11 protein-coding genes are annotated in these 13,358 nt (G+C 68.3%); 3 read left to right on the top strand and 8 right to left on the bottom strand.

Annotation, left to right across the window (positions count from 1 at the left end):
• Positions 1-97: 97 nt before the first annotated feature.
• Positions 98-1,444 carry a CapA family protein gene (locus tag EV646_RS38430; RefSeq protein WP_132157730.1) on the top strand — a complete coding sequence of 449 codons (1,347 nt, stop codon included), beginning with the start codon at positions 98-100 and terminating at the stop codon, positions 1,442-1,444.
• Here EV646_RS38430 and EV646_RS38425 read toward each other — a convergent pair.
• A complete protein-coding gene (locus EV646_RS38425; protein WP_132157728.1) occupies positions 1,441-2,421 on the bottom strand; it encodes a M28 family metallopeptidase in 981 nt (326 codons plus the stop codon). The genes EV646_RS38430 and EV646_RS38425 overlap by 4 nt on opposite strands.
• A 148-nt stretch (positions 2,422-2,569) precedes the next feature.
• On the opposite strand from EV646_RS38425, the gene EV646_RS38420 reads away from it, so the two are divergent.
• Positions 2,570-4,336, top strand: a complete 1,767-nt coding sequence (locus EV646_RS38420) for a M1 family metallopeptidase (RefSeq protein ID WP_132157726.1) — start codon at positions 2,570-2,572, stop codon at positions 4,334-4,336.
• Between the two features lie 5 nt (positions 4,337-4,341).
• Here the strand turns inward: EV646_RS38420 and EV646_RS38415 are convergent, their stop codons facing one another.
• Positions 4,342-5,220 carry a GNAT family N-acetyltransferase gene (locus tag EV646_RS38415; protein ID WP_132157724.1) on the bottom strand — a complete coding sequence of 293 codons (879 nt, stop codon included), beginning with the start codon at positions 5,218-5,220 and terminating at the stop codon, positions 4,342-4,344.
• A gap of 97 nt (positions 5,221-5,317) precedes the next feature.
• Between EV646_RS38415 and EV646_RS38410 the strand changes: the two genes are divergently transcribed.
• Entirely contained in the window at positions 5,318-5,989 is a 672-nt protein-coding gene (locus tag EV646_RS38410) for a GntR family transcriptional regulator (RefSeq protein ID WP_132157722.1), read from the top strand.
• Here the strand turns inward: EV646_RS38410 and EV646_RS38405 are convergent.
• From EV646_RS38405 to EV646_RS38380, 6 genes are read right to left on the bottom strand one after another with little or no spacing between them, the layout of a single operon-like run.
• On the bottom strand, positions 5,971-7,728 hold the full coding sequence (locus tag EV646_RS38405; protein WP_132157720.1) for a gamma-glutamyltransferase family protein: 1,758 nt from the start codon (positions 7,726-7,728) through the stop codon (positions 5,971-5,973). The two genes, EV646_RS38410 and EV646_RS38405, sit on opposite strands and share 19 nt — an antisense overlap.
• Complete coding sequence (locus EV646_RS38400) at positions 7,725-8,708, bottom strand: ABC transporter ATP-binding protein (protein ID WP_132157718.1); 984 nt, start codon at positions 8,706-8,708, stop codon at positions 7,725-7,727. Before EV646_RS38400 ends, EV646_RS38405 begins: the two co-directional genes overlap by 4 nt.
• Positions 8,708-9,685 carry an ABC transporter ATP-binding protein gene (locus EV646_RS38395; protein WP_132157716.1) on the bottom strand — a complete coding sequence of 326 codons (978 nt, stop codon included), beginning with the start codon at positions 9,683-9,685 and terminating at the stop codon, positions 8,708-8,710. The genes EV646_RS38400 and EV646_RS38395 overlap by 1 nt, the downstream gene beginning before the upstream one ends.
• Complete coding sequence (locus EV646_RS38390; RefSeq protein ID WP_132157714.1) at positions 9,682-10,554, bottom strand: ABC transporter permease; 873 nt, start codon at positions 10,552-10,554, stop codon at positions 9,682-9,684. Before EV646_RS38390 ends, EV646_RS38395 begins: the two co-directional genes overlap by 4 nt.
• Positions 10,554-11,507: an ABC transporter permease gene (locus EV646_RS38385; RefSeq protein ID WP_132157712.1), complete on the bottom strand. Its 954-nt coding sequence runs from the start codon at positions 11,505-11,507 to the stop codon at positions 10,554-10,556. The genes EV646_RS38390 and EV646_RS38385 overlap by 1 nt, the downstream gene beginning before the upstream one ends.
• Entirely contained in the window at positions 11,504-13,183 is a 1,680-nt protein-coding gene (locus tag EV646_RS38380; RefSeq protein ID WP_132157710.1) for an ABC transporter substrate-binding protein, read from the bottom strand. The genes EV646_RS38385 and EV646_RS38380 overlap by 4 nt, the downstream gene beginning before the upstream one ends.
• Positions 13,184-13,358 lie beyond the last annotated feature (175 nt).

The following is a 13,358-nucleotide window of genomic DNA, read 5'->3' as shown; positions in this document are numbered from 1 at the left end:
GACGCCTCGCACGCACCGTCTTCAACCACCTCACCAACGACCATCACAGCCGACCTACAACCAGCCTCCCGGCTGCGGCTTGACATAGGAGAAACACATGGCGGTGCGGTGGGTCTCGCTGGCTGCCCTCGCGGCGGCCCTCGTCGCCTGCACCGAAACCGGCCCAGACAGCGCATCACCGAGCAGCAGTTCGCCTAGTACGACGACGCCCGCCGCCAGCCCAACGCCAACCGCAGCGAAGCGCACGACCCAACCCTTGGTCCTCGCGATCCACCCGACCCGCGCGGCCCAGGACATCGACCTAGCGACCGCGACCGTCATCAAAAGCGGCACCCTCAAGACCTGGCGCGGCTTCCGCATCGTCGATTCACCGCGCGAAGTCCAACGATCGACGACAGCGCTGGCGATCGTCCCCGCATCCACCGCCGGCCCATCCATCAGACCACTCACCGTCGCAGGCGTTGACCCCTTCAAAGACCCGAAACGCTATCCACTGAGAACCAACGGCCCAGCACCCACGGCACCGGTCATCGACCTCACCATCGGCGGCGACGTCATGCTCGGCCGCCGCGTCGCCACCGCAGCAGCAAGGACCGGCGACGTCGCTCGACCCCTGCGTGCGATCGCACCGCGCCTAGCCGCCGCCGACCTGACCGTGGTCAACCTCGAAAGCACCCTGTCCCGCGCCGGTACGCCGCAGCAGGGCGGTGACTCCTTCGCCGCACCACCAGGTGTAGTCGCCGGCCTGCGCGCCGCGGGAGTCGACGTACTGTCGCTGGCCAACAACCACACCGGTGACTTCCAGGAGCGGGCGCTGATCGAGACCATCCGACTCGTCCGTGCGGGCGGTATCCAGCCGGTAGGGGCCGGAGGCAACCTCACCGAGGCCGCGCGGCCAGCAAGAGTCGAGCGCGGGGGAGTCCGCTTCGGCTTCCTCGCATTCAACGCGATCGGTGAGACGCCGAGGGCGACAGCGACCAGCGCTGGCGTACTCAGCCTGCGGATGCCGCCGCGGACCGGCCCGCTCAACGCCGACGACCTGGCAGCGGTCACGAGGGCAGTAAGGACCTTGAAGGCGACCGTCGACGTGGTCGTCGTACTGCCGCACTGGGGGCAGCAGTACACGCACACGCCGGTTACAGCGCAGCACACCGTGGCGACAGCGCTGACACGAGCTGGAGCGGACCTGGTGATCGGCGGGCACCCGCACTGGGTTCAGAGCGTGCAGTTCCCACCGGGGAAGGTAGTAGCGCACTCACTGGGGAATCTGGTGTTCGACATGGACTTCTCGCCGCAGACGCAGGAAGGCGTGCTGCTGGAGCTCACCTACTGGGGTAAGACGCTCAAGGCCGCGCGACTGACGCCGTACGTGATCGGGAATGACTTCAGTCCCCGCGTGGTGAGCGGGACCCGGGCTGAGCGGATCCTGGCCGGTATGCGTTAGCTGTCGAGCCAGGCGGTTAACACCCGGCCCGTCCGATCGAGCTGGGCGGGGGAGACAACTCGGGGCAGGTCCTGCGCGCTGTGGTACTCGGCGTACGGCGTACTGCCCAGCCGGACGCCCGGCAGACCGGAGCGGACGAACGACCAGTGGTCACTCGACCTGTTCACGCACACTCGGCTCTCGACCCGCACACGGGTGGCGGCCGCTCGTAGCTCGTTCCGCAGTGCCGGGTCCTCTGCGGCAGCCGAGCAGATGGGCACGACGCTGCCGACGCCCACGCGGTCGAGGGAGACCATGCCGCGGAGCGCTCTGCGTTGTGCGGGCGGTAGCGAGGCGACGTACGCGCGGGAGCCGTAGTGGTGACGGTTGTCGCCGTCACCGCGTGGCTCTTCGGCGCCGAAGGCAACGAACACGGCGGAGGGACGCTGATGGACCTGGGCGGTGCCGAGGAGCACAGAGATGCCCGAAGCGTTGTCCTCGGCACCGGGAGCCTGCGGGACGGTGTCGAGGTGCGCACCGACGATGCGGTGAGGCGCTGCGGAGTTGAAGCCGGGCTTGGTGGCTATCAGGTTCCAGGTGGTGCCTGCGCGGACTGGGACTCCCCAGGAGACGCCTGCTGGGACTCGCAGCGCCTGGCGTCTGGTCTGGTAGCCGGCTGAGCGGAAGCGCTGTTCCAGCCAGCTGAGTGCGCGGAGGTACGTCGTACTGGTCGCCTCACGCGGGCCGAGACCGGCCAGGTGGCGCACGGTGCCCAGCGCGGCCGCACTGTCGAAGGGGGCGACGGGCGTCGAAACGGCTGGCGGACCATTGCTGGTCGGCAGGGTCGCCGGCCGCGGAGGCGGCGTGGGGGAGACAACCGGCGGTGTGGAGGCGACGACGGGCGGAGCCTTGGTCGGGCTCGGAGTGCGAGCGGTGGTGCCGCTGGTGCACGCGGCAGTGGCCAGCAGGGTGATGACAGCGGCGGCGGCAGCCCGCATGTCTCCATGGTCGCCCTGCGGTCAAGCCACTCGTCTGATCAAACATCAGCGTTTTGGCACGGTGGTGCTGATGGCTCAGATCGGTCGCCTTTTTCACAGCTTCCGTGGGTAAGGTTCCGCGGACGCACTCATACTCGGGGAGCACCCAGTGACGCACGACCGCCACTCCTACGCCGAACCTGCCCTGGTTCGGACGACCCACCTCGAGCTCGACCTCGAGCTGGACTTCAGCGCGAAGGTGCTGACCGGTAGTGCCACGCACACCCTCGCGTGGACCGGTTCGGGCGACCGCCTGGTGCTCGACACGCGTGACCTGACCGTGCTGGCCGTGGAGGGCGCTACGGCCGACGGGTGGGAGCCGCTGGAGTACAGCCTGGCTGTCCCCGACAAGGAGCTCGGCTCCGCACTGAGGATCCGCACTGCCCGGCACGAGCGGGTGAGGGTCAGCTACCGCACCGCCCCGACCGCCACCGGCCTGCAGTGGCTGGAGCCGTCCATGACCGCGGGTGGCGTGATGCCGTTCATGTTCAGCCAGTCACAGGCCATCCACGCCCGCAGCTGGGTGCCTGTGCAGGACACACCCGGTGTGCGCTTCAGCTACTCCGCCCACGTCACCGCTCCGCCGGAGCTGATGGTCCTCATGAGCGCCGACAACGGCACGACGTCCCGCCGGACCGGCTCGTACGACGTGGTGATGCCCGAGCCGATCCCGTCGTACCTGCTGGCCATTGCCGCGGGTGATCTGGTGTTCGAGCCGATCGGCGAGCGGTGCGGGGTGTGGGCCGAGCCGGAGATGGCGCGCCGGGCCGCGACCGAGTTCGCCGACACCGAGGAGATGATGCGCGTCACCGAGGAGCTCTTCGGCCCGTACCGCTGGGGACGCTACGACCTCCTCGTGTTGCCGCCGTCCTTCCCGTACGGCGGGATGGAGAACCCGCGGATGACCTTCGCCACCCCCACGGTGGTGATCGGCGACAAGTCACTCGTCAGCGTGGTCGCACACGAGCTGGCGCACAGCTGGTCGGGCAACCTGGTCACCCAGGACAGCTGGGACGACATCTGGCTCAACGAAGGCTTCACGGCGTACGTCGAGAACCGGATCGTCGAGGCGCTCTACGGCACCGAGTTCGCGGTGATGGAGACAGCGATCAAGCAGCACGCGACGGTGGTGAAGCTGGATCCTCTGACGCCCGCCGAGCTGGCTGTGGAGCTGCCGGGGCTGAACCATCGCTCCGAGTATCACGGGACGACCGCGCTCGGGCCGCTGAAGGGGTCGTGGTTCCTGTCCTGGCTGGAGGAGCGGTTCTCGCGGGAGGTGTTCGATCCGTTCCTGCGCGGGTACTTCGACCGGTTCGCGTTCCGCAGCATCGAGTCGGACGACTTCGTCGCCCATCTGCGCGAGCACCTGATGGCGCCGCACCCAGATGTGGTGACCGAGGCCGAGCTGTCGGCGTGGCTGGTCGAGCCGGGGATCCCGGCCTTCGCGCGGCGGGCGCAGTCGGCGCGGTTCCAGGTGGTGGACGAGGCCAGGGATCTGTGGCTGACCACCGGTGAGCTGCCGCAGGGCGCCGAGCAGTGGACGACGCAGGAGTGGCTGCGGTTCCTGGACGCGGCTCCCGACGTACTGAGCGCGGTGCTCCTGCAGCAGCTGGATCGGGCCTTCGGCCTGACCGGTACGGCGAACGGCGAGATCGCCCGGCGCTGGTACCAGATCGTTGCCGCCAGCAGCTATGAGGCGTCGTACGCCGAAATGGCCGGGTTCCTGACCCGGGTCGGGCGGATGAAGCTGGTGCTGCCGGTCTATCGAGCGCTGGCCGGCACGGACCGGGCGTTCGCCGCCGAGGTGTTCGCGAAGGCGCGCCCCGGCTACCACCCGATCACTACAGCCGCGGTCCAGAAGATCCTCGGGCAGTAGTCCGCTTAGCTGGGCTGCTGTAGGTCGAGAGTGCGCCGGTTGAGGCGGTGCGTGGGCTGGTAGCCCAGGTGTGCGTTGACGCGTTGCATGGGCGCGTTGGTGTCGACGGTGTCGGTGAGCAGACCGTCCAGATCCGGGAAGCGTTGCCGGGTCTGACGGATCTGCTCGGACTTCATCCACAGCGCCAGCCCGCGTCGGCGGTGTGCGGGGAGTACGGCGGTGCCGTAGTGCTGAGCGTCGCCCTTGCCGTCACCTGGTACGACGAGCTCCGTGAAGCCGGCAATCGCGCCAGAGGCTTCGTGGACGGCTGCTACGGTGCACAAAACCTCGCCGCGCTGCTCGATCACCTGAGCGGCGTTCCGGGTCCGCTCTACGTCCCAGACATCCTCGCCGTACGCGATGTCGCCTTGCGGAGCGTCGTCCATCCCGGCCCGCGCGTCGGTGAACGTCTGCGCCAGCTCATCCGGTACGACGCCCACCCACGACTCGAGCCGATAGCCCTCTGGCCCCACGACCGAGTCCAGTACGACGTCAGCGAGGCGGTGTCGCGCGAAGACCAGGGAAAGGCCGATGGCGAAGCCGTGGTGGTGCAGGAAGTGGTCACCAGGCGAGTCAACCCGAACGTCTGCGAGCAGCGTGCGTACGTCGTGCTCGCGGGCGGCACCGACCACGGCGTCGAGCAGCCGTGAGCCGATGCCGCGGCGGCGCTCGGCTGGGTGGACGTTGAGCTCGAGCTCGGCCAGGTGGGCCTGAGTAGGCCGGCTGTTGAGGCGGAGGAACGCAGAGCCGACCGGGTTGCCGTCGGCGTCCGCGGCCAGCCAGGCGAGGCGGCGGCTGAACGGCCGGTAGTCCGGATCCGTCAGCGGCGTCAGTCTGATGTTCAAGCCGTCAAGATAACCCGGTGCCCGGATCACGTGCCGCTGCTCGGTGGATCGGTTAGCGTGCTTCGAACAGAACGAGCGGGGGAGAGGAGACCATGGGGTGGAGCAGACCGGTGAGATGCGGACGATCGGTGCCGACCATGTCGCGTTGCGCGAGCAGGTGCTGGCGGAGTTGCGCCGGCGGATCGTGGACGGCGACTACGCGCAGGGCGAGCGGCTGACCGAGACGCGCCTGGCAGATGACTTCGGCGTCTCCCGGAACCCGGTCCGCGAGGCTCTCCGCGTGGTGGAGGCCGAGGGCTTCGTGCACATCCTGCCGCGCCGCGGTGCGGTCGTGGCGACGCTTGACGAGGCTGCGGTCCGCGACCTGTTCGCCGTACGCGAGCAATTGGAGACGCTGGCTGCCGGGCTCGCGGCAGAGCGGGCGACGCCGCAGGACGTGGTGCGGTTGCGTCGGCTGCTCGACGACGCGAGCGAGGCGACCGAGGGCAAGGACTTCGACCGCGTGGCCGAGCTGAACAGCGCGTTCCACCGCGCCGTCATCGAGGTCAGCGGCAACCGCTGGCTGCTGTCCATCTCGGCGGCGATGTACCACCACGTCCACTGGGTCTTCCGCGTCGGAGCGGCGCAGCGCGCGCCACATTCCTGGGAAGAACACATCCGCCTGGTGGAGGCCATTGCTGCAGCAAACCCGGCGGAAGCAACCAGTGCGGCCCGTGACCACGTGGAGGCGGCAGCCAAGGCCGCACTGGCTCAGCGGCCTACCGCATAGCCCTGCATGCCACGTGGGTTAGCGGCTGCCGCGAGTACGCCGTTTGGCTCTCGTCGTACGGCGCACAATCGGCCCAGGCTCCACGGGTCGGCTTCAGTGACGACGTGCCCACGCCGTACGAGCTCATCCCGTACGGCGGTGCCCACGCGGCTCTCGATCACCAGACCGCCCGGCTCGGTCGCCCGCGGGTAGAACGACGACGGGAAGGCTGTGGTGTGCCACGCAGGTGCGTCGATCGCCTCTTGCAGATCCACGCCGCCGGCCAGGTGGCGCAGCAGGAAGAGGAGCTGCCACTGGTCCTGCTGGTCTCCACCGGGTGAGCCGCACGCAAGGACCGGCTGGCCGTCTTGCAGCACCAGAGTCGGCGTGAGGGTGGTCCGCGGGCGGAGTCCGGGCTTCAGTGACGACGGCAGGCCTTCTTCCAGCCAGAACATCTGCAGCCGGCTGCCGAGGCAGAAGCCGAGCTCTGGGATCGTCGGCGACGACTGCAGCCAGCCACCGCTCGGCGTGGCGGAGATGACGTTGCCCCAGCGGTCGATCACGTCGACGTGGCAGGTGTCCCCGCGCGTGACGCCTCCGGACGAAACAGTCGGCTCGCCGGTCGTTGCATCTCCCAGATCCTTGCCGACAGCAACAGACGGCAGCACTGGTTCGCGACCGTCTGGGCTGCCCGGACTCAACTCCAGCCTGGCGTTGGACCCGATCAGCTTGGCGCGTTCGGCGGCGTACGCGGGCGACAGGAGCGTCTCCAGCGGTACGTCGGCGCCGTCGCCGTACCAGGCCTCCCGGTCGGCGAACGACAGCTTCATCACCTCGACCGTCGTGTGCACGCCCTCGGCACTGTCCAGGTCGACATCACCCAGCTCAGCCAGTACGGCGAGCGACTGCAGCAGAGCCGGGCCCTGACCCCACGGTCCGGTCTTGGCGACCGTGTACCCGTTCCAGTCGAGCGTCGCCGGCTCCTCCCAGGTCGCCTCGAAGGAAGCGAGGTCATCGCCGGTGATCAGCCCGGCATGGTCCTCGCCGCTGGAGTCTCGATGCGGCAGCCGGGAGAACTTATCGATCGCCTCAGCCACGAAGCCTTCACGCCAAGCTTTCCGCGCCTGCTCGACCTGCGCCTGCCGGTCTGTACCAGCCGCCTCGGCCTCGGTGACCAGCTTTTCCAGCGTGGCGGCGTACGCCTCGTTCCGGAACATCCCACGCGGCGGCTGACCGCCCTGCAACCACAGCGCGGCAGACGTCGGCCAATGCTGTGTGAAGAGCTCCTGCACAGTGCTGACCGTGGCACCGACCCGTGGCACCAGCGGATGACCGTTGCGCGCGTAGTCGATAGCAGGCTCCAGTACGACGCTCAGCGGCAGGCTGCCGTGGTCACGCAGCAGGAGCAGCCAAGCGTCGACAGCACCGGGCACTGTGGCTGCTAGAGGTCCGGAGCCGGGGATGAGCGTCAGACCGAGCGAGCGGAAGTGCTCGATGGTCGCACCGGCCGGAGCGACGCCCTGACCGCACAGCACGCGTGGAGTGGGGTCGTCGGCGGTGGCAATGATCGCCGGCACCTCCCCGCCTGGCCCGTTGAGGTGCGGCTCCACCACGTGCAGCACGAAGCCCGCAGCGGCAGCAGCGTCGAACGCGTTACCGCCCAGCTCCAGGATCCGCATGGCCGACTGCGACGCCAGCCAGTGCGTGGACGAGACCATCCCGAACGTGCCGCGCAGCGTAGGCCGGGTGGTGAAGGTCATGGAGTAGCTCCTTCTACTGTGCGTACGTCTGGGCCGGTGCCGTCGTCGCTGACCAAGTGACACGCCACCTGGTGTCCACCTTCTCCGATCACGCGCGACTCCGGCACCACTGTCCGGCATTTGTCCACTGCCACCGGACACCTGGTGTGGAACCTGCACCCGGAGGGCGGGTCGATGGCCGACGGCAGGTCATCACCGAGCAGCACCGGCTTCCGCGCCCGCTGCTCGGCAGGATCCGGTACGGGCGCCGCCGACAGCAGCGCCTGCGTGTAGGGATGAGCTGGTACGCCGAAGATGCGGGCACGCGGGCCCTGCTCGACCAACTGGCCCAGGTACATCACCGCGACCTCGTCGGCCAGGTACTCGACGGCAGACAGGTCGTGCGTGATGAACAGGCAGGCGAACCCGAGGTCCCGCTGCAGATCTGCCAGCAGGTTGAGCACCGCCGCCTGCACCGACACGTCCAGCGCGCTCGTCGGCTCATCAGCAACGAGTAGACGCGGCTCGGAGATCAGCGCGCGAGCAATACTCACCCGTTGCCGCTGGCCACCGGACAGCTCATGCGGAGAGCGGTTCGCGACCTCCGGGCGCAGTCCCACGCGGCGTAGCGCCTCGGAGACCTTTGCGGGGATGTCTTTCCGGCGCATGAGCCGGAGTGGTTCGCCGACGATGTCTCCGACCGACAGCCGCGGGTCCAGTGAGCCTGCTGGGTCCTGGAACACGATGGACACGTCACGACGGTGTGGACGCAGCTGCCGCCGGTTGAGGTGGGTCACGTCGGCGTCTGCGAGGCGGATGGTTCCGCCGGTCGGCTCCAGCAACCGCACGATGCACCTGCCGACCGTGGACTTGCCGGAACCGCTCTCGCCGACCAATGCGACCACAGAGCCTTGGCGGACCCTCAGTGTCACCCCGTCGACAGCCCGGACGGGTCCGAAGTGCATGACTAGGTCTTCTACTTCGAGAGCAAATTGCTCCATCAGACCTCCACTGGTTCTCGGACTGGGTTCCAGCAGGCGACTTGGTGCTGACCAGTCGTTAGTTGCGGCTGAGACGTCGTACAGAAGTCGACTGCTCTGGGGCAGCGGTCGGCGAAGGTGCAGGCGTCCGGTTGCTCGGACAGGAGCGGCACCAGGCCGGGGATTTCGTTGAGGCGGTGGGTCTCGGCGTGGCGGCCCGCTGCTGGTGAAGCGCCCAGAAGGCCTGCTGTGTAAGGATGTTGAGGGTTGGCGAAGAGTTCGTGGACCTGGGCCGTCTCGACGACGCGGCCGGCGTACATGACGGCGACCCGGTCGGCGAGGTCGGCCACCACTCCGAGGTCATGGGTGATGAGGACGATGCTGGTGCCGAGCCGCTCGCGGAGTCCACGCAGCACGTCGAGGATGCCGGCCTGGATGGTGACATCGAGGGCGGTGGTCGGTTCGTCGGCGATCAGGACCTTCGGATCGCAGGCGACGGCCATCGCGATCATCACGCGCTGGCGCATGCCGCCGGAGAGTTGGTGCGGGTAGTCGCTGACGCGGCGCTCGGCGGACGGGATGCCGACGAGCTTGAGGAGTTCGATCGAGCGGGCTCGCGCTGCCTGGCGGCTGAGACCGACGTGGGTGCGCAGGACTTCACCGATCTGGTGGCCGACGGTGAAGACGGGATTCAGCGACGTCATCGGCTCCTGGAAGATGTAGGCCACCTCGCGGCCGCGGATCGAGCGGAGCGTGCGCTTGTCAGCACCGATCAACTCGGTCCCATCAAGCTTCACCGAGCCGTCGACGTTGGCAGTGCGGGGGAGCAGGCCGGCGATGCTCATAGCCGTCACGCTCTTGCCGCAGCCGGACTCACCGACGACCGCGAGTACTTCACCATCACCAACCTCGAGGCTTACCCGATCGACCGCGGACAGTTTGCCGTCCTCGGTCCGGAAGGTGACGGAGAGGTCTTTCACTTCGAGAACTGGCTTCATCGTCGGCTCGCTTTCGGGTCGAGCGCGTCGCGCAGGCTGTCGCCGACGATGTTGAAGGCCAGCGCCAGCAGCATGATCGCCACGCCGGGCATCACCGCCGCCCACGGCGCGCGAGACGCGAACTGCTGCGCATCGGACAGCATCGTGCCGAGGCTCGGCGCGGGCGGCTGGATACCGAGGCCGAGGAACGACAGCACCGCCTCGCCGAGGATCGCGGCCGGGATCGCCACGGTCGCCTGGACGATGATCACCGACGCCGCGTTCGGCAGGATGTGCCGGCCGAGCACCCACGGGTCGCCGGCGCCCTCGACGATCGCCGCCGCGACGAAGTCCAGCGACTTCAGCCGCAGCGTCTCGGACCGGACGATCCGGATCACACCCGGGATCTGCGCGATGCCGATCGCGATCGCCGCGTTACCGAGGCTGGCGCCACGGATCGCGGCCAGCCCGACCGCCAGGATCAGGAACGGGAACGCCAGCACCAGATCGGTGAACCGCGAGATCAGCGCGTCGATCGCGCGGAAATACCCGGCCATCAGGCCCAGCGGTACGCCGATCACGAGCGACGTGGCGACCGCGAGCAGGCCGACGTGCAGGGACGCGCGCAGGCCGAACATGATCCGCGAGAGCACATCACGGCCGAGGTCGTCGGTCCCGAGCAGGTGGCCGACGGTCCCCGGTGGTGCGAAGGCCTGGTCGAGGTGGGTCTGGGTCGGCTCGTGGGGTGCGAGCCAGGGCGCGAACACCGCGAGTACGACGGCGATCGCCAGTACGACGAGGCCTGTGATCGCGAGCGGGTTGCGGAGGATCCGCCGTACGACCTTGCTGCGGTTGGTCCGCAGTCCGACCGGGATGTCTGCGACGGCCATCAGGCATCACCCCGGACGCGGATCCGCGGGTCGATGACCGAGTACAGAAGGTCGACAAGCAGATTGATGACAATGTACGCGGTCGCCGTGACGAGGACGACCGCTTGGATGACCGGGTAGTCGCGCTGGAAGACGGCGTCGACGGTGAGCTTGCCGAAGCCGGGGAGCGCGAAGATCCGCTCGGTGACGACGGCGCCGGAGATGAGCGCGCCGAGTTGCAGGCCGACGATCGTGACGACGACGATCAGGCTGTTGCGCAGGGCATGCTTTCCGATGACAGCTCTTGGCGAGAGGCCTTTGGCTTCCGCCGTACGGATGTAGTCGGCCGACAGGGCGTCGAGCATCGACGATCGGGTCTGGCGCATGATGACCGCGGCGAGGCCGGTGCCGAGGATGAGTGCGGGCAGGACCAGGTGGTGCAGGTTGTCGATCGGGTTGCTGAAGAACGGCACGAACCCGGAGGCCGGGAACAGGCCGAGCGCGACCGAGAGATAGAGGATCGCCATCAGTCCGAGCCAGAAGTTCGGCACGGACAGGCCGAGCAAGGCCAGCGCGTTGGCGGCCCACTCGGCCGGACGACCCCGTCGTACGGCGGCCACGACACCGGCGCCGACCCCGATCACACTGGCCACCAGGATCGCCAGGATGGACAGCTCGATGGTCACCGGCAACGCGCCGGCGATCATCGAGCCGACCGGCTCACCGGTCCGGATCGACCGGCCGAGGTCGCCGCGCGCCGCATGACTGACGAACTGCCAGAACTGCACCAGCAGCGAATCGTCCAGCCCGTACTGCTCCCGGATCGCCCGCAACGACTCCGGATCCCGATCCTCACCGGCCAGCGCCAACGCCGGATCCCCCGGCAACGCCCGCACGCCTGCGAACACCACAATCGTTGCCAGAATCAACGTCACCACCGACTGCCACAGCCGGCTGAGCAAATACCGTTTCACTTGGTGAAGCCGGCGAAGGCGGTGCGGATGACGCCGTCTGGGTAGACCTGGATGCCTTGGATCTTCTTGGAGACGCCGGTGAGGTTGCGCTGGCGGTAGATGTAGATGAGCGGGTCGTCCTGCTGGAGCTTGGTGACGACTTCGCCGTACAGCTTGATCCGCTCGGTCTTGTCGAGTGACTGGCGCGCGTCGGTGAGCAGCTTGTCGACCTCGGGGCTGCTGTAGCCGGCGACGTTCTGGCTGCCCGTCGTACCGACGAAGTTGAAGATGTTCGCGTCCGGGTCGACGCGGCCGGACCAGCCAAGCTGCAGCAGCTCGAAGTCGCCGCGGTCCTGCTGGTCGAGCAGCGAGGCGTACTCGACCGGCTTGATCACGAGGTCGAATCCACCCTCCTTCACCATCGCCTGCAGCGCCTGCGCCAGCCGGATGCTGTCCGGGTTGTTCGACGCGATCATGGTGACCTTGTACGGGGTATTGACGCCGGCGTCGGCCAGGAGTTGCTTCGCCTTCGCCGGGTCGTGCGGCGGGCAGACCTGCGCGGCCTCGGAGCTGAACTCGCTCTTCGGCGAGATCGGCCCGCAGGCGACCGTGTTCAAGTTGTTGAAGATCGACTTGACCAGCGCCTCCCGGTCGATCGACAGTGCCAGTGCCTGGCGGACCCGCGGGTCCTTCGCGATCGGGGTGTCGAGTGGCTTGAGCGGGTTCCCGACGCCGTTCGAGTTGGCGATGTTGATGGTGAGGCCCTGGTACCCGAGCGACTGCGACTGCAGCACGGTCATGTTGCCGTCGCTCTGCAGCGAGGGCGCGTCCTGGGTCGACAGCGAGTCGGCGACCTGCGCGTCACCGGACTTGAGGTTGGCCGAGCGGATGCTCGAGTCGGTGATGATCCGGTACTCGATCGCGTCCAGGTGCACCTTGGCGGCGTCGTAGTACAGCGGGTCCTTGACCACCTTGATCGAGTTCTGCGCGACCCGGCTGGCGAACTTGAACGGGCCGGCGCAGACCGGCGCGCTGGAGAAGTTCGCGCCGAGCTTGGCGACCGCGGCCGGGCTGAGCACCATGCCGGCCCGGTCGGCCAGCGCGGCGGTCAACGGCGCGAACGGCTTCGACAGCTTGATCACGACGGTCTGCGGGTTCGGCGTCTCGACCGAGCTGATCGGGCCGAGCTCGCTCTTGCGGGCGGAGCCGGCCAGCGTGAGGCCGCGGTTGATCGAGATCCTCACCGCGTTCGAGTCGAGCGTCGTACCGTCGGCGAACTTCACGCCCTGGCGCAGCGGGATCGTCAGGCTCAGGCCGTCCGCGGAGACGGTGGGCAGCGCGGTCGCGAGCTGCGGCACGATCTTCGCGTCCGGGCCGAGGTCGTACAGCTTCTCGCACATCGTGTGGAAGACATACCGCGAGTACAGGCTCCGCGACAGCGTCGGGTCGAGCTTGTCCGGGTCCGCCGAGAGGGCGACCGTGAGCGTGCCGCCGGCCTTCACCTGCGCCGGGTCCGCCGGGTCGCCGAACACGTCCTGGCCGGCGGCCGCCTGGGTGCTGCCCGAGCTGCTGCCGGCCGGTTCGACCGGCGAGCAGGCGGTCCCGATCAGCGCCAGCGCGATCACCCCAACGGCTGCTCCGAGAGCCGGGCGGATCGAACTAGAGCGGTTCAGTAGAGGCGGAGTACGACGAGTCATCACAGCTCCCGAGTAGGCGGTCTCGTCGACTGTTTCATGTATACAAGGGCGGCGCGCAAGTGATTCGGCGAGTTTGCGTGAACCTTTTACGAGTCCGGCACGTATCGCGTAGTGAACGTTCAAGTGCCGACGGTGTCCGGGCCGCCGGAGGCTGTCGCACGCCTCCGACGGCCCC

The organism is Kribbella antiqua (genome assembly GCF_004345665.1).
GTDB classification, from domain to species: Bacteria; Actinomycetota; Actinomycetes; order Propionibacteriales; family Kribbellaceae; genus Kribbella; species Kribbella antiqua.
Note: the sequence above shows the minus strand (reverse complement) of the source record. Positions and strands in the feature narration are given on the sequence as shown.

Bases quoted from the DNA above. Each gene is read 5' to 3' on its own strand.
- EV646_RS38390 (WP_132157714.1), bottom strand. From the start codon at position 10,554: ATGGCCGTCGCAGACATCCCGGTCGGACTGCGGACCAACCGCAGCAAG.
- EV646_RS38380 (WP_132157710.1), bottom strand. From the start codon at position 13,183: ATGACTCGTCGTACTCCGCCTCTACTGAACCGCTCTAGTTCGATCCGC.
- EV646_RS38395 (WP_132157716.1), bottom strand. From the start codon at position 9,685: ATGAAGCCAGTTCTCGAAGTGAAAGACCTCTCCGTCACCTTCCGGACC.
- EV646_RS38425 (WP_132157728.1), bottom strand. From the start codon at position 2,421: ATGCGGGCTGCCGCCGCCGCTGTCATCACCCTGCTGGCCACTGCCGCG.
- EV646_RS38400 (WP_132157718.1), bottom strand. From the start codon at position 8,708: ATGGAGCAATTTGCTCTCGAAGTAGAAGACCTAGTCATGCACTTCGGA.
- EV646_RS38405 (WP_132157720.1), bottom strand. From the start codon at position 7,728: ATGACCTTCACCACCCGGCCTACGCTGCGCGGCACGTTCGGGATGGTC.
- EV646_RS38430 (WP_132157730.1), top strand. From the start codon at position 98: ATGGCGGTGCGGTGGGTCTCGCTGGCTGCCCTCGCGGCGGCCCTCGTC.